The 22,580-nt window shown below is 36.1% G+C and carries 21 protein-coding genes; 15 read left to right on the top strand and 6 right to left on the bottom strand.

The annotated features are described in order from the left end of the window. Positions 1 to 297: 297 nt before the first annotated feature. A complete protein-coding gene (locus tag AAJG31_RS09675; protein ID WP_048391998.1) occupies positions 298 to 2,037 on the bottom strand; it encodes a radical SAM protein in 1,740 nt (579 codons plus the stop codon). Between the two features lie 260 nt (positions 2,038 to 2,297). Here AAJG31_RS09675 and AAJG31_RS09670 point away from each other — a divergent pair, with 260 nt between their 5' ends. Then, positions 2,298 to 3,716, top strand: coding sequence for an ATP-binding protein (locus AAJG31_RS09670; protein ID WP_231595608.1), 1,419 nt, complete (start codon positions 2,298 to 2,300; stop codon positions 3,714 to 3,716). Positions 3,717 to 3,838: 122 nt separating this feature from the next. Beyond that, a complete protein-coding gene (locus AAJG31_RS09665) occupies positions 3,839 to 4,285 on the top strand; it encodes a MarR family transcriptional regulator (protein ID WP_004224579.1) in 447 nt (148 codons plus the stop codon). Between the two features lie 84 nt (positions 4,286 to 4,369). On the opposite strand, the gene AAJG31_RS09660 is transcribed toward AAJG31_RS09665, so the two are convergent. The 3 genes from AAJG31_RS09660 to AAJG31_RS09650 form a co-directional block, all read right to left on the bottom strand. After that, complete coding sequence (locus AAJG31_RS09660; RefSeq protein WP_279494027.1) at positions 4,370 to 5,062, bottom strand: hypothetical protein; 693 nt, start codon at positions 5,060 to 5,062, stop codon at positions 4,370 to 4,372. A gap of 61 nt (positions 5,063 to 5,123) precedes the next feature. Then, positions 5,124 to 5,741, bottom strand: a complete 618-nt coding sequence (locus tag AAJG31_RS09655) for a type II CAAX endopeptidase family protein (protein WP_004224581.1) — start codon at positions 5,739 to 5,741, stop codon at positions 5,124 to 5,126. A gap of 79 nt (positions 5,742 to 5,820) precedes the next feature. After that, positions 5,821 to 6,009, bottom strand: coding sequence for a DUF2187 family protein (locus tag AAJG31_RS09650; RefSeq protein ID WP_004224583.1), 189 nt, complete (start codon positions 6,007 to 6,009; stop codon positions 5,821 to 5,823). Between the two features lie 123 nt (positions 6,010 to 6,132). Here AAJG31_RS09650 and AAJG31_RS09645 point away from each other — a divergent pair, with 123 nt between their 5' ends. The 3 genes from AAJG31_RS09645 to AAJG31_RS09635 all read left to right on the top strand — a co-directional run bounded on the left by AAJG31_RS09645 (position 6,133) and on the right by AAJG31_RS09635 (position 7,757). Next, the gene (locus AAJG31_RS09645; RefSeq protein ID WP_048391995.1) at positions 6,133 to 6,321 is read left to right on the top strand and encodes a hypothetical protein; all 189 of its coding nucleotides are present in this window, start codon (positions 6,133 to 6,135) and stop codon (positions 6,319 to 6,321) included. A gap of 92 nt (positions 6,322 to 6,413) precedes the next feature. Beyond that, positions 6,414 to 6,590, top strand: coding sequence for an aspartyl-phosphate phosphatase Spo0E family protein (locus AAJG31_RS09640; RefSeq protein ID WP_004224595.1), 177 nt, complete (start codon positions 6,414 to 6,416; stop codon positions 6,588 to 6,590). 300 nt (positions 6,591 to 6,890) lie between these two features. Next, positions 6,891 to 7,757, top strand: a complete 867-nt coding sequence (locus AAJG31_RS09635) for an NAD(P)-dependent oxidoreductase (protein ID WP_048391994.1) — start codon at positions 6,891 to 6,893, stop codon at positions 7,755 to 7,757. 68 nt (positions 7,758 to 7,825) lie between these two features. Here AAJG31_RS09635 and AAJG31_RS09630 read toward each other — a convergent pair whose 3' ends face one another. Beyond that, on the bottom strand, positions 7,826 to 8,218 hold the full coding sequence (locus AAJG31_RS09630) for a DoxX family protein (protein WP_048391993.1): 393 nt from the start codon (positions 8,216 to 8,218) through the stop codon (positions 7,826 to 7,828). A gap of 158 nt (positions 8,219 to 8,376) precedes the next feature. Here AAJG31_RS09630 and AAJG31_RS09625 point away from each other — a divergent pair, with 158 nt between their 5' ends. From AAJG31_RS09625 to AAJG31_RS09600, 6 genes are all read left to right on the top strand, one after another. Further along, positions 8,377 to 8,697, top strand: coding sequence for a helix-turn-helix domain-containing protein (locus AAJG31_RS09625; RefSeq protein ID WP_048391992.1), 321 nt, complete (start codon positions 8,377 to 8,379; stop codon positions 8,695 to 8,697). Between the two features lie 203 nt (positions 8,698 to 8,900). Then, positions 8,901 to 10,223, top strand: coding sequence for an MFS transporter (locus tag AAJG31_RS09620; RefSeq protein ID WP_054549808.1), 1,323 nt, complete (start codon positions 8,901 to 8,903; stop codon positions 10,221 to 10,223). Positions 10,224 to 10,288: 65 nt separating this feature from the next. Continuing rightward, positions 10,289 to 11,191 (top strand): chemotaxis protein, encoded by a 903-nt coding sequence (locus AAJG31_RS09615; RefSeq protein ID WP_048391990.1) that lies wholly within the window; start codon positions 10,289 to 10,291, stop codon positions 11,189 to 11,191. A 165-nt stretch (positions 11,192 to 11,356) separates the two neighbouring features. After that, entirely contained in the window at positions 11,357 to 12,904 is a 1,548-nt protein-coding gene (locus AAJG31_RS09610) for a Ppx/GppA family phosphatase (RefSeq protein ID WP_066037231.1), read from the top strand. Next, positions 12,901 to 15,057 (top strand): RNA degradosome polyphosphate kinase, encoded by a 2,157-nt coding sequence (locus AAJG31_RS09605; protein ID WP_115673826.1) that lies wholly within the window; start codon positions 12,901 to 12,903, stop codon positions 15,055 to 15,057. Before AAJG31_RS09610 ends, AAJG31_RS09605 begins: the two co-directional genes overlap by 4 nt. A gap of 29 nt (positions 15,058 to 15,086) precedes the next feature. After that, on the top strand, positions 15,087 to 17,093 hold the full coding sequence (locus AAJG31_RS09600) for a GGDEF and EAL domain-containing protein (RefSeq protein WP_066037230.1): 2,007 nt from the start codon (positions 15,087 to 15,089) through the stop codon (positions 17,091 to 17,093). A 46-nt stretch (positions 17,094 to 17,139) separates the two neighbouring features. On the opposite strand, the gene AAJG31_RS09595 is transcribed toward AAJG31_RS09600, so the two are convergent. Further along, the gene (locus AAJG31_RS09595; RefSeq protein WP_048391986.1) at positions 17,140 to 17,751 is read right to left on the bottom strand and encodes a TetR/AcrR family transcriptional regulator; all 612 of its coding nucleotides are present in this window, start codon (positions 17,749 to 17,751) and stop codon (positions 17,140 to 17,142) included. A gap of 235 nt (positions 17,752 to 17,986) precedes the next feature. Between AAJG31_RS09595 and AAJG31_RS09590 the strand changes: the two genes are divergently transcribed. From AAJG31_RS09590 to AAJG31_RS09575, 4 genes are all read left to right on the top strand, one after another. Next, positions 17,987 to 18,880, top strand: a complete 894-nt coding sequence (locus AAJG31_RS09590) for an NAD(P)-dependent oxidoreductase (RefSeq protein WP_279494029.1) — start codon at positions 17,987 to 17,989, stop codon at positions 18,878 to 18,880. 15 nt (positions 18,881 to 18,895) lie between these two features. Next, the gene (locus tag AAJG31_RS09585) at positions 18,896 to 20,416 is read left to right on the top strand and encodes a CoA-acylating methylmalonate-semialdehyde dehydrogenase (RefSeq protein ID WP_279494030.1); all 1,521 of its coding nucleotides are present in this window, start codon (positions 18,896 to 18,898) and stop codon (positions 20,414 to 20,416) included. Between the two features lie 63 nt (positions 20,417 to 20,479). Beyond that, a complete protein-coding gene (locus tag AAJG31_RS09580) occupies positions 20,480 to 21,796 on the top strand; it encodes a Na+/H+ antiporter NhaC family protein (protein ID WP_054549811.1) in 1,317 nt (438 codons plus the stop codon). Positions 21,797 to 21,808: 12 nt separating this feature from the next. Beyond that, a complete protein-coding gene (locus AAJG31_RS09575; protein WP_066037227.1) occupies positions 21,809 to 22,570 on the top strand; it encodes a 3-hydroxybutyrate dehydrogenase in 762 nt (253 codons plus the stop codon). The last annotated feature ends 10 nt before the right edge of the window (positions 22,571 to 22,580 follow it).

Genomic DNA, 22,580 nt, shown 5'->3' with positions numbered 1-22,580 from the left:
TAAACCTCATATAAAAGTAAAAAATATTATCTTGTCATAAAATATTCAAAAAATTTAAAATTTTATTTCCTGATTAGATAGATTGTTTTTTGGGCATTTTTTACAAAGTTTTATCAATCTTTATTTAAGGAATTTGACCTATATTGGTAAGGCTGGCTATGAGTACTTAACTAACCGAACAATGAAGCGCAGAAGGAATAAATTTAGCAGTCTTTATTGTTACTATGAGGATTTAAGAATCGTTTAAGTAATAAAAAAAGCTAGTCCTGATAGTTATGACAGGACTAGCGTTTCTTATTAGTTAGAGTAGATTGTTGCAAAGTAAGGTGCTTGACCATGTCGGAAATAGGTTAACAGATAGCCATTTTTTTGTACAATTTTGCCATTTGCAAACTCTTGGTAATCAAGAGCATGAGGGATAATCAAGGTATGCTTAAACAACTCTTTTTCAGTTAACTTAAAGTTAGCAAATTCCTCGCCTGCGATAGCTGGATCTTCTCGTAAAGCGTGATAAAGGGCTTTTTGTTGCTCTTCTGTAGGACGCTCATTCCACCATAGCTTCCGTGGTTGGAACTGCTGAGCCATTAAGTAATCAAGCTGCATTAAACTCTGGACAATGTTTAAATTCACATCATCAATCGTTTCTAAAAACATTAATAAACGACGGAATAAATCCTCTAGCTGATGACCAATACGAGACCAACCTTTTGTTTCCCAATATGTTCCGAAGTTTTGGAAGAAATCAAATGGTGTATCAAAGACCTCTGTAACCAAGTATTCAATCGTATGATCCATACGGTGATCATTCCAATACTTTTCAAGAACATCCTCTGCATGCTTAATACGGACGATATCATCAAATGTTAGAACATTATTTGAAAAGATTTCGTAAGGAGATAGATCCACATAGGTATAGCCAAACTTCTCGGCTTCTAATCGAAGTCCTGTGCCGCGTAAAAGTTTCAAAAATCCAAGCTGTAATTCCTCTGGCCGCATTGCAAAGACATCATTAAATGTTTGACGAAAACTAGCGTAATCTTCCTCTGGTAAACCTGCAATTAAATCTAAATGTTGATCTATTTTTCCGCCATCTTTCACCATAGTAACTGTTCGCTTTAGTTTTTCAAAGTTTTGACGACGTTTTACAAGAGTATTTGTTAAATCGTTCGTAGATTGAACACCTATTTCGAATCGGAACAAACCTTTTGGTGCATTATCATTTAAGAATTGAATGACTTCAGGGCGCATTATATCAGCCGTGATTTCAAACTGGAATACAACACCTGGTTTGTGTTCATCAATTAAAAATTGGAACATTTCCATTGCGTAGCTACGACTGATGTTGAAGGTGCGATCCACAAATTTAATTGTTCGAGCTCCGTTATCCATTAAGAAACGAATATCCTCTTTTATTTTTTCACGGTTAAAGTATCGGACGCCAACTTCAATAGAAGATAAACAAAATTGGCAGCTAAATGGGCAGCCTCGGCTTGTTTCGATATATTGAATTCGCTTACCTAGATAGGGCAGATCCTCCTCAAAACGAAAAGGACTTGGTAATTCGCGCAAATCAATTTTAGGTGGCATAGCGTGAATCTTGACTTTCTCGTCCTCTAAATAACAAATACCAGGAACATCTTCTAACAATATTTCACCGTGGAAATAGCGCAGTAATTGTTTAAATGAAGTTTCTCCTTCACCCATCACAATGAAGTCTACCTCAGGTATTCGACGTAACCAATGGTGACAATCATAAGAAACCTCAGGTCCCCCGAGCAGAATTTTAACATTTGGACAGACAGTTTTTAACATCTTGATAACGTGAATTGTTTCTTCGATGTTCCAGATATAGCAACTAAATCCAACGATATCAGGTTTTTTTTGGAATAAATCTGATACAATATTAAAAGCAGGGTCTTTAATAGTATACTCTGCTATAATTGGATTAAACTCCGGTAAAGCTGCGCCTTTTAAATAGCGCAATGCTAAATTTGTGTGAATATACTTTGCATTCAAAGTAGTTAAAATAGTATTCATGCAATAATCTTCCTTTCAACATCCTATTGTATCAGTCAAGTATCTGACATACAATATAATTCTTTTTACCTATTTATTTTGTGAACGGTTCGTGAAATAATTTAAAATACTTAAATTTACTAAATTTTGTAATAATAGAATCGTGCTGTCATAAAGTATAGTAAAGGCTCAAAATTCGATTTTAGAGGTTTTTTACTCTTTTGAAAGGTTCGGTGAGAAAGTTGAAGCAAAATGATATTAATCAATGTTTTGGAAATCTTATGAAAAGTACTTCGTCACCAACACTTATACTCAATAAAGCAGGGAAAATTTTAAACGTCAATGAGGCTGCTATCAATCTTTTCAATCTTAATTTAACCTATATTGGCTATTTAGCTATGGACGAGCCATCTAATTTTAAATGGACTAAGTTCGTCAAACAGTTACAAAATGATTTACGTTCAGAGGAAATTTTCAATATTCGCACAGTTGGAAATGACTACGAAATGTTATCTTTCAAATGCTTTTATGATCCTAATACAGAGGAAATTGTTGCGCAAATTTCAACATTAAATGATGATGTTGCCCATAAATTATATGTTAGCCAAGCACATGAGAGAGCGCAATCTTTTAATGCCTACGATTACTTACCTTATGCTGTTATTGTTAGTGACGCTAGTGGTATTATTCTTGGGCTAAATAAATATGCGGAAATGTTTCTGAAAGTTGAAAATTCGCAGCTTCTTCATAAAGCGCATCAGCATATATTTGATTCATTTACATTGAAAAAGGGGCAAATTACAACCTACCTTTCTAAGTTAATGGGTGAAAAACATGCAAGCATTCATGTAGTCGATGAAACACAAGTAAGCAGAACTTGCTATTATGAAATTTCAAGTATTTTTGATGAATACAATAATATTATTGTCACTGTGATTAATGATGAAACAGAGAAAAAGCAACTTCAACATAAAGTTGAGCATCAGCAAGCATTAAACGTTGTGGGACAGATGGCAGCGAGTATTGCACATGAAATTCGTAATCCATTAACTTCTTTAAAGGGTTTTACTGAATTACTAAAATTAAATGCTGATGATGAATCACGCATGTATCTCTCTGTTATTGACAGTGAGCTTCAACGGATGGAACAAATCTTATCCGAATTATTAGTATTGTCTAAGCCAACAACGATGAAAGTGGAATTATTAGAACTGGATCATATTGTAAAGCAAGTCATTGAGTTTATGCTACCAGATGCACTCATGAAAAATATTATGATTCAGTATATTTCAACCTCTAATCAAGTCTATATTGGCGGCAACGAGAATCGACTAAAGCAAGTGCTGATGAATTTAATTAAAAATGCAATGGAATCCATGAATAATGGTGGTACGATTACCGTCGAAATGGCAACAAATGACTGTGCGATTGTCGAACTTATGATAAAAGATGAAGGTGTTGGCATGGACAGCACGACACTTCAAAACCTATTCCAGCCTTTTTACACGACAAAATCAACAGGGACAGGACTGGGCCTTGCTTTCGTGAAAAAGGTGATTGAAGAACATGAAGGAGTAATTGGCGTTAGTAGTGAACTACAGAAGGGGACATGCTTCCATCTGCAGTTTCCAATTTACACATTCAATCAGATGGATACAATGGAAGTATCCACAAAAGATTCTGCTTATTTAGTAACATAAAGAAAGTAAAAATGGTTGCATAATGAACAACAAAACCTTCTAAATCATATATTGCTTTTGACAATGCTTTTCTAATGTCGCTATAATGTCATGTATAAAGAGCGAAGTGAGAGGAAAAGAATATGCCGTCAGAAGATCTAAAACAATCTTTAAAATTATATATTGTATTATCACGTGCACTAAAAGCAATTAATGAAACAACACATCAATTATTTCAGGATAATGGTTTAAACCCAACTGAATTTGCTGTTCTAGAACTTCTCTATCATAAAGGAAGACAGCCATTACAGCAAATTGGCAATAAAATTTTGTTAGCCAGTGGGTCTATTACGTATGTCATTGATAAGCTAGAGAAGAGAGGTTACTTATTACGAGTATCTTGTCCTGCTGATCGTCGTGTTACGTATGCAGAAATCACCCCTGAAGGTGAAGCTTTTATGGGAGAGCTGTTCCCAAAACACGAACAGCATTTGCATGAATTAATGAGTGTACTATCCCCAGAAGAAAAAGAGCAAGCTATTACGTTATTGAAGAAAATTGGCCTTTCTATCAAAGACCTATCTTATTAAAAAAGTTGTCTCATTGATTTGAGACAACTTTTTTGTGATCAAATAGAAGGACGATAGACTATGTCTATCGTCCTTAGCATTTTATTATTTTTTAGATATAGTTGCTGCCATATTAAGCATAGCATCTGTTAAATCTTGTTCATCATTATCATGAATAGTTAATTTTGTAATGAGACCATCTTTCTCAAGGACAACCCCAATTACTTTCTCAGTGTCGAAGTCCACAACATAACCCTCGATATTTTGAACATCTTTAAATGCTGCTAATTCCTCAGCAGTTAGAGCTACTGTTTCACCCACTGCGTTCATATAATCTTGCATAGTTGTTTTTACTTCTTCAAAGCTCGATTGTGAAGCTTCAATTGTTTCAATACGCATAAACACTTCGTCATCATCATTGGACACTAACATGTCTTTACCAGGCTCTTCTTGTGTCAGTGTAAAACCAGGAAGCTGTTGTAGTTTATAGCTTTGATCAACACTTGCTGATTCAGTTGCCTTTTCAGTTTTATCTACACCATTTTGGACGTATTTTACATCTTGTTTAGGCTGTTTAGAAGCATCCTCTGTATTTGTATCATTTGATGCAGGTGTATCTTCTTCTTCCTCATTTGATTCACCTGCTGTATCATCTCCAGATGGTTTTTGATCGGCAGCAGTATTTGATGGCTCATTTTGTTGAGCATCTGAATCCCCTGTTTTATCAGATGTATTACAACCTACAACTAATACGGCTGTTAGTAATAATGCAAGAATTGAAACTAATTTTTTTTGCATAAAAAACCCTCCTTTTCTAAATTAAACGTTAGTAAAGATAAAATGTTTCCAAATATTAATGTTATGATGTTAACGGCAACACTAAAAATAATAATAGTACAAAAACGACATGAGCTACAATAACAAGTGGCATACTTTTACGCCATTCATATAAGAAGCCCCAAATAATGCTTGTTACCAATGCAGCAATGACACCAAGCATAAATCCGCTAAGGGCAATTGATACAGCACATAATACTGCGGTAACTATGACAGCCAGCGGTGGGCGCATAAAACGTTTTAACTGTTGTTGGATATAACCACGCCAAAATAATTCTTCACCTATGGCAACGATAAATACAAGTAAAACATAGTGCCAAATATTTTGTGGTCCGTAGCTTGCTAAAAATTTTTGAACGGATTGTACTAAGTTATTATTAATATATGGAGCGAGCCAGTAACCAAAGCGAATAATACCATATGTGATGGTACCGTATCCAATACCAAAGAGTAAAAATTGCCAAGTAGGTAATTGATCTTCAATGGAGCCAGCTAAGATGGCAATGGCAATACATACTAGTAGAGTGAATGCATACATGTACCAAAATACAGCTTGATTAGCAAAGGTAAAAGCAAGCATACCATAAACGAATAATAAAGAAAGGAGAAATAGTATTGTTTGTTTCGAATTTGTTAGCATATTCGACCTCCATACCTTAATCTTATCAAAAAAATAGTCCCTTATCATCTATTAAGACAAATAGGGACTATTCAGACTATTAAGCTTCATTAGTATATAAAATTTTATATCGTTTATGATTGACGACCGTTTTTTCTTCAATTTCAAGGGAATCAAAATTCTCCATATATGTTAAGTTAACGATCACCGAATTTTCATTTACCTTTTCTACAATACCTTGGAGACCATTTTTAAACTCGATAATATTTCCAACTTCAGCTATTTTCACAGACAGTCAGCTCCTTCATCGACTAATAATATACAGTTTGCATGAAAAATTGGTAAACGTAAAGCTTTTTTTAAATAATTCATAATTTATTACACAAATGAGGCAAAGAGAGGAATAAAGTTCATGGAAAAATACGAAAATATGCTTAAACAATTACAAAATGGGGAAAGAGAAAGTATTGAAATTCAAAAGGAAGAATTTTACGAATTTCGTGAAATTCTTGTAAAACACCCATTATTTAAACATTATAGAGGTGAGGCCAAGCAAAATGGGCGAATTATCTATACTTATACTGAAACACCTAGAAGTTAATTTGTCGAACATTGTCGTAAGTTAATGCTGTAAGAAATGAAATATAAATGTATAATAATGGTATGATTATTTGTGTGTGGAGGGTTGTATGAATGGTCAATCTACTCTTGAAACAAATGGAACAAACTCGTGAGATGATGATTCGCTCAGGTGTAGAAAACGGGTTACAAAATGCAAAAACCATTCAACTGAGTCGCAGATTAGATCAGTTAATGAATACTTATTATAGACAGATGGCATTTGAAGAAGAAAAAGATCAAGAAGACTAAAAAAGATTGTTCCAGTATTCAGAGTAAAAAACATTTTAACATATATGTTTAAAATGCATTTCAATGGGGAATAACTTACTATGAACACAGCAACATTCTCATTTCCCCCTTTAGAGCAGTGATCCCCCAATCACTTGCTCTCTTTTTTTTGCTTATTCGGTATATATGCCCTACATATAAATTTTAGTACAAGTTATGGGAAGAGTTTGAATTATTTCATTCCTTCACCTAAACTGAAAAGATATAGAGTTGGACTCTCACGGAGAGTACAGAAATTCTAGAACAAAGGAGCATGTACATATGACAAAGAAACGTATTGCATTTATTGGAACTGGAGTAATGGGTGCTAGTATTATTAAGCATTTACTAAAAAATGGTCATGAAGTAACCGTCTATACTCGTACGCAAGAAAAAGCAGAGCCTCTTGTTGCCTTAGGGGCGTCATGGGCAAGCTCACCTGCTGAAGCATTTAAAAATCATGAAATTGCCTTTACAATGGTTGGCTATCCTTCAGATGTAGAGGAAGTATATTTTGGGGAAAATGGCCTCTTCCAAACAGCAGAACAAGGCAATATTGTCATTGATATGACGACTTCAGAGCCATCTTTAGCAAAGAAAATTTATATGTATGCTCAATCCATCGGTGTAGAGGCTTTAGACGCCCCTGTTTCAGGTGGGGATATTGGTGCTCAAAATGGCACTTTGTCTATCATGATTGGTGGCGATCAGGTCACATACGACAAGGTATTGCCAATTATGAAGCAATTTGGAGAAAATATAATTTATCAGGGTGAAGCAGGAGCTGGGCAGCATGCAAAGATGTGCAATCAAATTGTTATTGCCTCTGGTATGATTGGCGTGTGTGAATCACTAGCTTATGGACTAAAGGCAGGATTAGATTTACCTACCGTTTTACAATCGATCTCTTCAGGTGCAGCAGGTTCATGGTCTTTAAGCAATTTAGCCCCACGTATGATAAAAGAAGATTTTGCACCAGGCTTTTATATTAAACATTTTGTAAAGGATATGAAAATAGCTTTAGACGAGTCAAACAAAATGGGCATAACATTACCAGGACTTGCATTAGCCTATGAAATGTATGAGAAATTAATCGCAGCAGGCTATGGTGATAATGGTACACAAGCACTCTTAAAGTATTATAAATAATTCGCGATGGGATTCTGAATAGGAAACCTGAAGGCTCCTTAAATGGGAGACCTTCAGGTTTTTTTGTTTTACTCTTTACCGAAAAGTTGAGAATCCAGTGAGAAGCTGGATGCGCCTGCGAGAGTAAAGTAAAGAGCTATTGCACCTAAAGCTAAATCTAATTCATAACCAGCCAATCCATCTGCCCCGATAAAGCCGATGCTAAGTTTTGCTGTAAAGATCGCCACAATCATTGTAATGGTTAATAAAGCACCAAATATTCTTGTTGCTAAACCTAAAATAATTGCAATTCCACCAACTAATTCAATAATTGCCACGATATACGCCATAAATCCTGGTATACCTAGGCTATCAAAGAAGTCAGCTGTATAGCTAATGCCACCTTGAAATTTTTGAAAACCATGCACTGCAAAAATAACGCCTAGAACGATACGTAAAATTGTTGAACCAATATTTTGCATAATAAAGTAACTCCTTATCTTTTTTTGCTTACAATTCGTAACTTAGTTTATTTTTAAAAACAACTTTTGTCAAGTAACTTAATGTATTTTTAGAACAGGTTTTTTTAAAAAGTGATATACTGTTAAATAGGAACTAATATACAAAGGGGGGAAGTCATTTGGATCAAAAAAATATTTGTCCACGATTTGAAAAAGCACTCATGATATTAAATCATCGTTGGAATACACTACTTATTTATCAGCTATTAAATGGTCCGCAAAGGTATTCGACCATTAAAAATCAGTTGAATATTAGTAGTCGTGTATTAACAGAACGTTTAAAGGAGTTAGAGACTGAGCAAATAGTACTACGTACAGTAATTCCATCAACACCAGTTGTCATTGAGTATGAACTTACGGAAAAGGGTTATGCTATTGCACCTGTGCTAAAAGCGATTGAGCAATGGTCCTCTGAATGGGTAACCATAGATATAGAATGATAAAAAGGTATTCAAGCGAGGGGCTTGAATACCTTTTTTGGTTTTACACAGAAAATAAGCGTTCAATTATCGACCATTTGGCAGTTATTTTTCAGTGAATTTACTGTTATATTGTAAATAATATTAATTTTCTTTAAAAAAAGGTATTTTTTATTTCAGAGAGAAATTAATTGTTTATTATAGAGAATGGAGAGGAGGGTTTTATGAAGAAGAGTACAGCTATAGACGTACAACATCGAAGTCAATTAGCCATTTATTTATCATTACCGATACTTTCATGGGCATTTTATGATTTTGCGAATACAATTTTTTCTTCAAATATAAATACAATATTTTTTCCCTTTTACATGGATGAGGTTTTAGGAACAAATGAAGTCATGCAACAAGTTGCAAGCACCTTTATATCTTATGCAAATGCCATTGCAAGCTTGTTGCTCGTTATCTTTTCACCCCTTTTCGGTGTGTGGATTGATAACACAGGTTATAAAAAGAGATTTATTGTATGGTTTGCATCCATATCTATTCTATTTACATTTATGATGGGAATATTTGCTAATGTACAAACCACTGTCAATTACTCTGGTGTGCCTCTTAGTTTATTTTTGGTAGTTGCAAGTTTTGTCATAGCAAAATTTTTCTTTAATTCAAGTTTAGTATTTTACGATTCTATGATGGGTGATCTAGGGACAAAAGAAGAGATGCCACTCATTTCAGGGTATGGTGTTGCAATCGGGTATCTTGGTACACTTTTTGGATTACTTGTTTACTTGTATGTTGGTAACAGCGATTTTCATCGAGCGTTTATCCCAACAGCCATTCTGTATCTACTCTTTTCATTGCCATTATTCTTAATTAATAAAGATACACCGATCCCAAAGTCCCAACGAAAGTCCTTAAAGTTTTTAGATGGTTATAAAGAAATCATTCAAACATTTAAAGATATGAAGCAATATAAAGCAATCTTTACCTTTATGATTGCTTATTTCTTTCTAAATGATGCCATTGCTACAACGATTGCTATGATGGCTGTTTATGCGACAACGATTGTTGGCTTTAGTTCTGGACAATTTATCGTACTTTATTTGGTCTCTACTGTCTCAACAATCATTGGGTCACTTGCCTTTGGGTATATTACGAAATCTATAGGCGCTAAACGTGCCATTACAATTGTTGCACTTATTATGATTGTTGCTTTGGTATTCGCTGTTTTTGCTTCAGCACAATGGATGTTCTGGCTTGCTGGTAGTCTATTTGGTATATCACTTGGCTCAATGTGGGTGACATCTCGGACATATATTATTGAATTATCACCGAACGAAAAACGTGGACAATTTTTTGGGTTGTTTGCTTTTTCAGGTAAAGTATCCTCCATTATTGGTCCAGCTATATATGGAACTGTTACATTATGGATGAAGGATTATGGTACTATTGCTAGTCGTGTAGCATTATCAACGTTGATCGTTATGACTGTCGTTGGTCTATTGGTACATCTAAAAGTTAATGATAAAAATGGAAATAGCAAGTAGGAGAAATGTATTGCCTATGATACAATTGAATTATAAACAGATGTAGAGAAAGGAGCGGGGTTGCATTGGAACATAAAGGAATATTATTAGAAAGTGGCACAAATGAGCTAGAGATTGTTGAATTTGAAGTAGCAAACAATAAGTTTGGCATCAATGTTATTAAAGTAAAAGAAATTATTCAACCGATCCCAGTAACGTTTATCCCACACGCGCACCCGCATGTAGAAGGAATCATTCAATTACGAGGTGAGGTATTACCTGTTGTAGATATGCTACGAGTATTAGGAATTCAAGGTGCTGAGCGTAATCCACAACAAAAATATATTGTCGCAGAATTTAATAAACAACGTGTCGTTTTCCATGTAGATAATGTAACACAAATTCATCGTATTTCTTGGAATCAAATCGAAAAGCCTTCAGATATGTATCAAGGGGGTACATCACAAGTAATTGGTGTGATTAAACAGAATGAGCAAATGATTCTATTACTAGATTTCGAAAGAATTATGGTGGATATCAATCCTGCATCAGGAATTAGTGTGGAATCTGTTAAAAAGCTCGGTAAACGTGAGCGATCTGGAAAGCGAATTTTAATTGCAGAAGATTCACCGTTATTACGTAAATTACTGTTTGATACTATGAGTGAAGCTGGTTATGACAATGTTGAATTCTTTGAAAATGGCCGCGATGCTTATGAATACTTAGAGGGAATTGCAAAGAGTGGTAGTGACATAGCAGAGCATATTCAATTGGTGGTAACGGATATTGAAATGCCACAAATGGATGGCCATCATTTAACACGAAAAATCAAAGAGCATCCCGATCTTCAAAAGCTTCCTGTTATCATTTTTTCAAGTCTAATTACAGATGACCTTCGTCATAAAGGTGATCAAGTAGGGGCTGAGGATCAAATAAGTAAGCCAGAAATTGCAGAGCTCATTTTACGTGTTGACCAACTTATTCTGTAATCACCATGGCTTACATGATACTTCTCAATTTTAATAATGGGTATCCTGCAAGTATAAATAAATGAAAGTAAAGTCGGATGCCTTAATTAAGAGGGTCCGATTTTTTTGTATATGTCCAAATATTATGAACAAAATAAATGGTAGATGCTTGAAGGATGTGATTATTTGAATGAATTAAAAACAGCTATTATTGATATCGGCTCCAATACTATACGATTAGTATTATATCAATATGATAATGAAGAGGGACTTCGTGAGCTTGGAAATATTAAGACGGTAGCACGTTTGCGTACATATATACAGCCCTCAGGAGAGATGTCTGATGAAGGTATTCAAGTGTTATCAGAAACTTTATTAACATTTAAAGCCATGCTTGAGGATTTTGAAGTAACAGATGTAAAAGCTGCTGCGACTGCGGCTATTCGACAAGCCACTAATCGAGACAAAATTATAGAGGAAATGAAAGAACGGACTGGTATCCAAATAGAGCTTTTATCAGAAGAGGAAGAGGCCTATTTTGGCTACGTTGCTGTTGCTTACTCCATGGGTACAAAATCGGCCGTAACAATCGATATCGGTGGTGGTAGTACCGAAATTACGCTGTTTGAAAATAAAGAAATTCAGCAATCACATAGTTTCCCTTTTGGGACAGTTTCTTTAAAGCAACGTTTTGTAAAAGGTGACATTATCAATAGTAGTGAGAAAAAAGAGCTTCTTGCCTTTGTCAAAGAGCAGTTCCAAACACTCCCTTGGATAAAAAATGTTGCTCTACCTATTATCGCAATTGGTGGTAGTGCGCGTAATATTGCTCAAATACATCAACAAAAGCATGATTATCCTATTGCCAGCGTACATGGTTATGAAATGACAAAGGAAAATTTGGATGATTTAAGCTTATTTTTAGGGCAATTAAGCTTTCAGGAATTGAAACAATTGGATGGTCTCTCATCTGACCGTGCAGATATCATTGTTCCTGCATTAGAGGTATTTAGAGTGTTGATGGAGGTAGTTGGTAGTGAGACCTTCCAACTGACAAAGCGAGGTTTACGTGAGGGACTCATTATTCAACGGATTTTGCAAACAGATACAAAGGCGTTTGATAAATATAATGTATTTGAAGGAAATGCTAGAAGATTAGCACGTCAGTATGGTCGGAGTGAAGTGGAAGTAGATTATTTAATGCATTTAGCAGACCAACTGTATCGTGAATGTTGTCATTTAGGCTACTTGCAATATCATCCAGAAGATTTGCATTTATTAGCAAAAGCGGCGAAGGTTTTTAATATAGGAGAGTATATCGAATTAAGCTCTTCAAGCCAACATACTTTTTATTTAATTGCGAATCAATCCATTGATGGTTTAAATCATTTAGAACGAGTAAAACTAGCACTTCTTGCCTCCTATAAAAATAAAGATTATTTCGAACGATTTGCTGCTCCATTTGCTACATGGATGAGTCGGGAGGAACATCGTAAAATAAGAGATTTCGGAGCGTTATTAAAATTTGTCTATGCATTAAATGTTTCAAAACGCAATATAGTACATGCTATTGAAATGCACACCGAAGAAGATCATGTTCAACTTAATATTTATGTAAAAAAGAATGCTGCGGCTGAAAAGTATCAAGCCAATCGACATAGAAAGCATTTAGAACGTGCATTAAAAATCCCAATGAAGATCAATTTTATTGAAGAAGGGTGGAACAATGGATGACAACTGAAGTAACGAAAAACGAGCTACATGGGGAAGAGTTTTCCGAAAACTACAATCTATTGTTAGAGGAAATTGCAAAGCCTCAATATTATAATAATCGTGAATTAAGCTGGCTTGCCTTTAATGAACGCGTGCTAGAGGAAGCAGAGGATATTAATAATCCTCTGCTTGAGCGTTTAAAATTTTTAGCTATATTTAGTTCCAATCTAGATGAATTTTTTATGGTTCGTGTTGCAGGCTTACAGGACCAGGTACGTGCTGGTTTTCATAAGCCCGAAAACAAATCTGGCTTAACGCCAAAGGAACAGTTGGCCAAAATAGCAGAACGCACACAAGCATTAGTGCGTCGACAAACTGAGGTGTATAGACATTTAATCTATGATTTACTACCTCAACATAATGTACATATTGCGGACATGAAAGATTTAAATAGCAAGCAAAAATCATTTATCAATGAAATGTTTGCAGAAACTATCTTCCCTGTTTTAACCCCTGTTGCAGTGGATGCATATCGTCCTTTCCCAACCTTGCTTGGTAAAACTTTGAATTTATTAGTGCTGTTAGAGCAGGATGAGTCAGATCTTGAAAGTCGTGAAAAAGTGGCGATTGTCCAGGTTCCATCAGTGTTAGATCGCTATATAAAAGTACCGTCCGAAGAAGGTAAGACAGTTGTAGTTTTATTGGAGGATGTGATAGTAGCGCATATTGAAAAGCTGTTTTATGGCTATAGCGTAAAATCAGCACAAGCCTTCCGCTTAACAAGAAATGCAGATTTAACTATCCATGAAGAAGGGGCTCGAGATCTTCTCGTGGAGATCGAAAAAGAGCTGAAAAAGCGAAAATGGGGAGTAGGAAGCCGTTTAGAAGTTCGAGTTGGAGAAATGAACGAGGAAGTGCTGCAATACTTACTAGATGAATTCGAAATAGAAGAATCGGATGTTTTCCATATTGATGGTCCTTTGGATTTAACGTTTATGTTCTCTTTTGTGAAAGGTATTTCAGTAGGTCGTGAGCATTTAGAATATGAAAGCTTTATCCCACAGCCACCTTTAGATTTACAGTCTGACGAAAATATTTTTGAAAAAGCACTTCAACAGGATATATTTTTCCATCATCCATATGAATCTTTTGCCCCTATTGTTGATTTTATTTCTGAGGCCGCTATCAACCCAAATGTGTTGGCTATAAAACAGACATTATATCGAGTAAGCGGAAATTCACCGATTATTCAAGCGTTAAAACTTGCCGCTGAAAACGGTAAACAAGTAACGGTATTAGTGGAGCTAAAGGCTCGCTTCGATGAAGAAAACAATGTGCACTGGGCAAAACAATTAGAACAAGCAGGTTGTCTTGTGATCTATGGGATGAATAATTTAAAAACGCACTCAAAAATCACGCTAGTCGTTAGTCGTCGTAACGGCAAAATTGAACGTTTTGTCCATTTGGGTACAGGAAATTATAATGATGCAACTGCAAAAATTTATACGGATATGGGCATAATAACGACAGATAAAGAGTTTGGCATTGATGCGACAAATTTCTTTAACTACTTAAGTGGCTATACAGAAAAGCCTACCTTTAATCATTTAGTCGTTGCACCATTTGATATACGCGATGAGTTTATTCGGTTAATGGATGAGGAAATTGCCTGTCATAAAAAATATGGAAATGGTTTTATTCGTGCAAAAATGAATTCATTGACAGACAAAGATTTAATGATGAAGCTTTATGAGGCATCGATTGCGGGTGTAAAGGTCGAGCTTATTATTCGTGGTATATGCTGTATTAGACCAGGAATCCCAGGTATTAGTGAGAACATTACTGTAACAAGTATTGTTGGTCGTTTCCTTGAACATTCTCGTATTTATTGGTTCCATCATAATGGGGAAAATAAAGTATATTTATCCTCTGCAGATATGATGACACGCAATATGATTAAACGTGTAGAAATTTTATTCCCTGTATATGCAAGTGAAGCAAAAACTCGTATTATTGACATAATGAATGCACAATTAATGGATACTGCCAAAGCCCGTATTCAAGACTCTAATGGTAAGTATCATTATAAAGAGTTTGATCGTAGCGAAGATCCATTAAATAGCCAGGAAATTTTCTTGAAGGATGCATTAAAGCCTACGCTAGACGAAGAATAGAGCAAACACGCTACTTAGTGAGGGATAGAATGAAAAAATGTAGAGAAAATGTAGCGCCATTTGCAGAATATCAACAGCTCATGCAACTGAATCCATTTGATGCAATCATTTGTTTGAGACAAGTTGATAAGACAGTGTTTGAGGTCGTTGAATTTAATGAAAAGCTATCGTCAATGATTGAGCTGCAGGATATAACAGCCAAAAACGCTGAGAACTTTTTTACTAAGCAATGCTGGCTGCAATTGTCGGGATTTCTAATTGAAGAAATCAATAAACAGCATACTCTAAAATTAGGTAACGGTCTTCAAGAGAAAACATTTATGCTTCATGTTCAGCACTTTTCTGAATCAATAGTTGCCATTATTCTTCGAGCGACATCATTTGAAGAAAATCCCTATTTACAGTTCATTGAACAACATATAAGTCCAGTGTTAACGACAGATTTACAAGGTCGAATAATTCATCAAAATATTGCTGCTACTGCTACACTATCGAGAGAGCAGCACAGTCTAATTGGACTAGATATTTTTTCATTACTCGAAAGTAAATATCTCAATGAGTTTAAACTATTATTTACCAAAACAATCGAAGGTTCAGCGTTTGGCATGCCTAAATGCTTATTGAAAGGTGATTTACTAAGCAAAGAGCCCTTTTATTTAAGAACGCATCCAACCTATTATAATGGTGAGGTTGTGGGTGTCCACCTATTTGTTAAAGATGCTAATTCATTTATGAATGATCATGAAGCATTCTATTACCTAGCACTAATGGATGAATTAACAGGTATTTGGAATCGAAAAGCTTTTAAGGAGCATTGGCTACAGCATTTAAATGATAAAAAGCAAGAGCATAAGCAAGCCGCTCTTATTTTAGTTGACATTGACCGTTTTAAAAAGTTTAATGAATCCCTTGGCGAGAGCAAGGGAGATGATTTGATGCGTATGTTTAGTCATAGGTTACGGGAGCTTTGCTACTCAAAGTGTTCGCTATATCGATATAATAGTGATGAGTTTATTTTTGTGCTAAAAGATGCAACCATCCAAAAAATTGAACGAACTGCAAACTTGATTATGGACGTATTAAAACAGCCATTTATGATAGATGGACAGGAATATTTTATTAGCGTATCGATTGGGATTTCACTTAGCCCAGCAGATGGTAAAGATATCGAGACACTTGTACGGAAAGCAGATAAAGCTTTATTTTCTGTTAAAGAACATGGTCGTTCACATTATCGCTACTACCGTGAAGATATGACGGCCATTTTTCCAAACGAAGCATTAATGGAGGCACATTTACGTCGAGCAATTGAATTTAATGAGCTAAGTCTTCATCTACAACCGCAAATGGATTTAGCAAATAATAGCATCAATAGCTTTGAAGCATTATTACGATGGAATAACCGTAAATTTGGTTTTGTATCACCAGCACAATTTATTCCTATTGCGGAAGCCTCAGGGTTGATTATTGAAATCGGTGATTGGATTATTGATGAGGTATGTCGTTACCAAAAAGAATGGCAATCGAAAGGATATCGTCCTGTACGGATTGCAGTCAATATATCCCCAAAACAGTTTAGAAAAGAAAATTTTGCCCGAAAAATTAAAACAGCTTTAAAGAAATATGGTGTACCGCCTGAATTATTAGAAGTAGAAATTACCGAAAGTTCCATGACAAATGTACATGAAACATTTTCGATTCTTACAGAACTGAAGCAATTAGGTGTTTATGTGTCTGTGGATGACTTTGGGACAGGCTATTCCTCATTAAGTTATCTCAAGCGTTATCCGATTGATATTATTAAAATTGATCAGTCATTTATTGCAGATATAGCAAAGGATGACAAAAATGAAGCCATCATAAAAGCCATTATTTCGATGTCTCATAATTTAGGATTAGAGGTCATTGCTGAGGGAATTGAAGAACCAATACAAGTTGATTTTCTCAAACGCCATCGTTGTCAAAAAGGGCAAGGCTATTTGTATAATAAACCATTACCAGTTGAAACGATTGTACAACAATATTTTGTAAGCTAGAAAACGGGTAGCACTTTCATCACAAAATAGATGAAGTGCTACTTTTTTATTTGCCGTTTTTAAGACCGTTTAAGACAATTGCTGTGAATTGCGCCATTTCAGAGGCTAGGTCAAAGTCTTCACTATGTATCAACCAATCATAGACATTCGCACGCATACAGCGCTGAATAAGTGTTTGTATGGTAGCAGCAGAAACATCTTGTCTAAATTCCCCATGTTGAATTCCTTCCTCGATATATGTATTCATTATCTGAAAAATCTTACGTTGTGGATTGATTAAATAATGATCCTGTTCTACTTGGTTTGTCATAGCAGCCGTATATACTGTACGTAATAAATCCTTTCCCACAATATTGGTTAAATATCTCATTTGCTCTTGATACACTAAGAGTATTTTTTCACTTGCTGGTAATGTGGGATCAATATTTTTTTCAACTGTACGATAAAAATTATCAAGCTCCTTAAATTTTTCTAAAATAACATCATATTTAGATGGGAAATGTGTATAAAATGTACCCTTTGAAACATTACATGCCTTTGTAATTTGTTCAACAGAAACATGTTCATAACCATGCTTGTTAAATAAATCTAAAGAAGTTTTCAATAATTTTTCACGTGTTTCTAATGCCTTTTTCTGTCTGCTTGTGAGTGTTTCCATTGGTAGCTAATACCTCCTATATTAAATATTGTAAAATATCTTTTGTAAAAAATATTCTGAAAATATTAATTTTTTAATTGACGAGATGGATTTCGATTGATTATGATTTAAATGACCGAAGTCAATGACTGCGGTCAATGATATTATCTCGTTACTAATGTTACTTTAAAAAATGAAAGTTGGCTAGTATCTCATCAAGTTTTCTGTTGTATTTTCAAGGAATGGGGAGGTCACAATGAAGAAAAAATTGGGTTTTATTGGCTTAGGGAATATGGGTTTACCGATGGCTATTAACTTATTAAGAGCAGATTATCAGGTATATGGTTTCGATACGAATGCGGAAGCAATGGAACAATTCGCAGCAGCAGGGGGTTTCGGCCTTGAGACAGCTATGGATATTGCGAAACAATGTGATGTTATTATGACAAGTTTGCCTACCCCTCAGGTTGTAGAATTGGTTTATCGATCAGAGCAAGGAATTTTACAACATGCAAAGAAAGGGTGCCTACTGATTGATTTTAGTACTGTTAATCCCGAATTGAATGATACGTTACATACAGAAGCTATAGCTTTGGGATTACGTTATTTGGGAGCGCCTGTCAGTGGGGGTGTCATAGGGGCTATCAATGCGACATTAACTATTATGGTTGGTGGTGGCACAGATGATTATATAAGTGCTAGCGAAATATTCAGAATAGTCGGTAAAAATATTTATCATTTAGGCACATCTTCAAGTATAGGAACGCGAATTAAATTACTCAATAACTTAATGATTGGCTTTTACACAGAGGCAGTCGCTGAAACGATTGTACTTGGCGAAAAAATGGGTATTCAGGCAGACACGCTCTATGAAGTATTAAATAATAGTTATGGACAAAGCCGTATTTATGAACGTAATTATTTGGAATATATGAAAAATGATAATTATGAGCCGGGCTTTTCGACAAATCTACTATTAAAAGATTTGAAGTTAGCTAAGGAAATGGCGGATGAAGCAGGCGTATCGCTGCGAATCGGCGAAAAGTTAGTGGATCTTTATAGTAAAATTGCTCAGCAGGGCTATGGAGAAAAAGATATGTCTGCAGCTTATTTAAGTTTAAAAGAAAAATGTAAACTAGAACAATTTTAAGAGGAGGAAATGGATATGACAACGACACAAGAGGTTAAAACATTAACACATTTTATTGGTGGCAAATTGGTTGAAGGAAAAAGTGGCCGATTCGGTTCGGTATTTAACCCAACAACAGGTGAAGTCATTGCTAAGGTACCCCTTGCAACAGTAGAGGAAACACAAGATGCAATCGAGCAAGCTCAAGCAGCATTTCCGGCTTGGCGTGATACATCAGTGGCTAAGCGTGCAGAAATTGTATTAAAGTTCCGTAACCTTATCACTGAAAATATGGAAGAGCTATTACAAATCATTTGTACTGAAAGCGGTAAAACGATTGAAGATGCCAAAGGTGAGATTACACGAGGACTTGAATCTGTTGACTTAGCCATTGGTGCGCCACATTTAATGAAAGGAGAATACTCCGTAAATGTTGGAGGTCAAATAAATGCTTATTCTGCAAAATATCCATTAGGGGTTGTGGCAGCAATTTCTCCATTTAATTTCCCCATCATGGTGCCTCTAGCACAAACGAGTATGGCCATTGCTGTAGGAAATGCGGTTATTTTAAAGGCATCTGAGCGTGTGCCAATGACTTCATTATATATTAGTGAGCTTTGGAAGAAGGCGGGATTGCCTGATGGTATTTGGACAGTAATCAATGGTGATAAAGATGCGGTCAATGAACTTTTAGAAAACCCAGCTGTGCAAGCGATTTCATTTGTTGGATCAACACCAGTAGCTAAATATATTTATGAAACAGGATCAAAGTACGGTAAACGTGTCACGGCTCTTGGTGGTGGTAAAAACAATATGGTCGTGATGCCAGATGCGGATCTTGAACAGGTTGCTAATGCCTTTATTGGTGCAGCTTATGGAGCAGCATCCCAACGTTGCATGGCAATATCTACTATCATGCCTGTAGGAAAGGATACTGCTGATCGCCTAGTGGATATTCTTAAGGAAAAAATTTCTAATCTGAAAGTAGGCCCATATACAAACCCTGATTCAGATTTTGGCCCTGTTATTTCTCAGCAATCAAAAGAAGCAATTCTTACTGCAATTAATCGAGGGGAAGCCGAAGGAGCTTCAGTAATTTGTGACGGACGAGAACTTGATATTGTCAAAGAGTCTAAAGGGTTTTATGTAGGGCCTACATTATTAGATCATGTAAAGCCAGGCATGGAAGTTTACGAGCAAGAAATATTTGGTCCAGCTCGCAATGTTGTTCGTGTAGATTCCTTAGAGGAAGCTATTACACTTATCAATAAGCATGAGCTAGGTAATGGTGTCACAATCTTTACGAATGATGGATTAGCAGCTCGAAAATTTACAACAGAAATTGATGTTGGCATGGTTGGTGTCAATGTACCAATTCCAATTCCTGTTGGCTACCATAACTTTGCAGGCTTTAAAGGATCTCGTTTTGGTGAGGGGCATATGTTTGGCCCAGATCAAGCACGATTCTTTACAAAAACTAAGACAATTTCAGAGCGTTGGATGGCTAGCAATGCCTCCTCAGCATCCACGTTTGCATTCCCAAGCAATAACGACTAATAAAACCTAGAGCTGTAGAGTTATACAGCTCTTTTTCTAAAAAAGGGGATGGGTGGGGTGTAAATGTTAGAGTATATTGGTCTTTTTGGTAGTTTAGCATTATTAGTTTATTTAACAATGAAGGGTGTAAATCTACTTATTTCAGCACCGTTAACTGCGCTGTTAGCAGCCTTAACAAACGGTCTTGCATTTTTTCCTCAAACAGCTGATAAAGATCAAGCCAACTTTCTAACGAGCTATATGGATGGGTTCACCGGATTTGTTGGTTCATGGTATTTAATGTTCATGGCGGGCGCCATTTTCGGCAAAGTCATGGAGGACACAGGCGCTGCAGATAGTGTCTCTAAATGGATTGTAGAAAAAATAGGGGTGAAATATGCCACATATGCTGTAGTTTTAGCTGCAGCAGTACTCACATATGGTGGTGTTTCAGTTTTTATCGTAGCCTTTTCAGTTTATCCAATGGCTATTAGTTTATTTAAACAAGCAAACTTTCCACGACGTTTTATTCCTGCTGCACTGGGCCTAGGTTCTGTCACATTTACGATGACATCAGCAGGCTCACCTGAGATTCAAAATTGGATACCAATTCCATATCTTGGTACAACTCCATATGCAGGTTGGCAAGTTAGTATTGTCGTGGCTATTTTTATGGCTGTTGGTGGCTCGCTTTGGCTGAATTGGATGATTAAACGCGCTGTTAACAATGGGGAAATTTTCATTGAGCGCTCCACCGATCCAGTAGCTGATGAAACAAGAAAGCTTCCGAGTCCCCTTTTGAGTCTCATACCATTATTAGTTGTTTTAGTCATTTCTTATATTTTCCATGATTCACTTGGAACCTCTGCTTTAATTGTAGCCTTAACAAGTGGCTGTATCGTTGCTTATTTAGTGAGTTACAAATATGCAAAGTCAGTTGGCGCAACATTAGCAGCAGGTGCAATGGGTGCTATTATTGCCATTGCAAATACGGCGGCTGTTGTCGGCTTTGGCGGGGTAGTAAAAGCAACACCATCCTTTGTTGCAACTGTTGATGTAATGACCAATATCCCTGGCAGTCCACTGATTGGAGGAGCCTTAGCAATTGCGGTTATTGCTGGTTTAACAGGTTCAGCATCAGGGGGACAAACAATTGCTATGCCCTTACTAGCACCGCATTATATCGAGATGGGTGTAGATACAGAGGCGTTGCATCGGACAATCGCTATAGCATCTGGTTCCCTAGATTCATTGCCGCACGGAGGATATGTTGTGACAACCATCAATTCAGTATGTAATGAAAAGCATAAGGATGCATATATGCCATTTGGAGCTTTGACGGTTATTATCCCTATCATAGGTACAATACTTGCAATCATATTATTCTCATTAGGGATGTAGGAGGGATGAAGTATGCAAGGAAAAACGGTTTTTATTACAGGGGCAGCTCGTGGTATTGGTCTTGCTATGGCACAAGCATTTGCTGAGCAAGGGGCTAATGTTGTGATATCAGATAAAAATGAACAGCTTCTTGAGGAAGCCGTCGCACAATACCCCTCTTTAACTTCCTATATATGTGATGTGACAGAAGAACAAGCCATAAGAGAAGCCATTGATTTTACGATTAATAAATTCTCAACATTAGATATTTTAATCAATAATGCAGGATTTCAACATGTGTCACTTATTGAGGATTTTAAGACAGAAATTTTTGAGTCAATGCAAAAAGTGATGGTCGTTGCTCCCTTTGTGGCGATGAAGTATGCGTTACCACATATGAAGAAAAATCAATTTGGTCGTATTATCAATATGGCCTCCATCAATGGCGTCATTGGGTTTGCTGGGAAGGCAGGATATAATGCAGCAAAGCATGGTGTGATTGGGCTTACTAAGGTAACGGCACTAGAGGTGGCGACAGAGGGAATTACGGTAAATGCTATTTGTCCAGGGTATGTTGACACGGAATTAGTACGTAATCAGTTTATGGACTTAGCACAGACACGGGGTATTCAAGTGGAGGAAGTTCTTGAACAAGTGTTATATCCACTTGTACCGCAAAAACGTTTACTTGATGTCTCAGAAATTACAGGACTTGCATTATATTTAGCAAGTGATGTAGCAAAGGGGTTAACCGGCCAGGCCATTCTATTAGATGGTGGCTATACAGCTCAATAGCTTAGGAGGG

The organism is Lysinibacillus sp. BS3 (genome assembly GCF_039614735.1).
Lineage (GTDB): Bacteria > Bacillota > Bacilli > Bacillales_A > Planococcaceae > Lysinibacillus > Lysinibacillus capsici.
Note: the sequence above shows the minus strand (reverse complement) of the source record. Positions and strands in the feature narration are given on the sequence as shown.

Bases quoted from the DNA above. Each gene is read 5' to 3' on its own strand.
- AAJG31_RS09675 (WP_048391998.1), bottom strand. From the start codon at position 2,037: ATGAATACTATTTTAACTACTTTGAATGCAAAGTATATTCACACAAAT.
- AAJG31_RS09670 (WP_231595608.1), top strand. From the start codon at position 2,298: ATGAAAAGTACTTCGTCACCAACACTTATACTCAATAAAGCAGGGAAA.
- AAJG31_RS09665 (WP_004224579.1), top strand. From the start codon at position 3,839: ATGCCGTCAGAAGATCTAAAACAATCTTTAAAATTATATATTGTATTA.
- AAJG31_RS09660 (WP_279494027.1), bottom strand. From the start codon at position 5,062: ATGCAAAAAAAATTAGTTTCAATTCTTGCATTATTACTAACAGCCGTA.
- AAJG31_RS09655 (WP_004224581.1), bottom strand. From the start codon at position 5,741: ATGCTAACAAATTCGAAACAAACAATACTATTTCTCCTTTCTTTATTA.
- AAJG31_RS09645 (WP_048391995.1), top strand. From the start codon at position 6,133: ATGGAAAAATACGAAAATATGCTTAAACAATTACAAAATGGGGAAAGA.
- AAJG31_RS09640 (WP_004224595.1), top strand. From the start codon at position 6,414: ATGGTCAATCTACTCTTGAAACAAATGGAACAAACTCGTGAGATGATG.
- AAJG31_RS09635 (WP_048391994.1), top strand. From the start codon at position 6,891: ATGACAAAGAAACGTATTGCATTTATTGGAACTGGAGTAATGGGTGCT.
- AAJG31_RS09630 (WP_048391993.1), bottom strand. From the start codon at position 8,218: ATGCAAAATATTGGTTCAACAATTTTACGTATCGTTCTAGGCGTTATT.
- AAJG31_RS09620 (WP_054549808.1), top strand. From the start codon at position 8,901: ATGAAGAAGAGTACAGCTATAGACGTACAACATCGAAGTCAATTAGCC.
- AAJG31_RS09605 (WP_115673826.1), top strand. From the start codon at position 12,901: ATGACAACTGAAGTAACGAAAAACGAGCTACATGGGGAAGAGTTTTCC.
- AAJG31_RS09600 (WP_066037230.1), top strand. From the start codon at position 15,087: ATGAAAAAATGTAGAGAAAATGTAGCGCCATTTGCAGAATATCAACAG.
- AAJG31_RS09595 (WP_048391986.1), bottom strand. From the start codon at position 17,751: ATGGAAACACTCACAAGCAGACAGAAAAAGGCATTAGAAACACGTGAA.
- AAJG31_RS09590 (WP_279494029.1), top strand. From the start codon at position 17,987: ATGAAGAAAAAATTGGGTTTTATTGGCTTAGGGAATATGGGTTTACCG.
- AAJG31_RS09585 (WP_279494030.1), top strand. From the start codon at position 18,896: ATGACAACGACACAAGAGGTTAAAACATTAACACATTTTATTGGTGGC.
- AAJG31_RS09580 (WP_054549811.1), top strand. From the start codon at position 20,480: ATGTTAGAGTATATTGGTCTTTTTGGTAGTTTAGCATTATTAGTTTAT.
- AAJG31_RS09575 (WP_066037227.1), top strand. From the start codon at position 21,809: ATGCAAGGAAAAACGGTTTTTATTACAGGGGCAGCTCGTGGTATTGGT.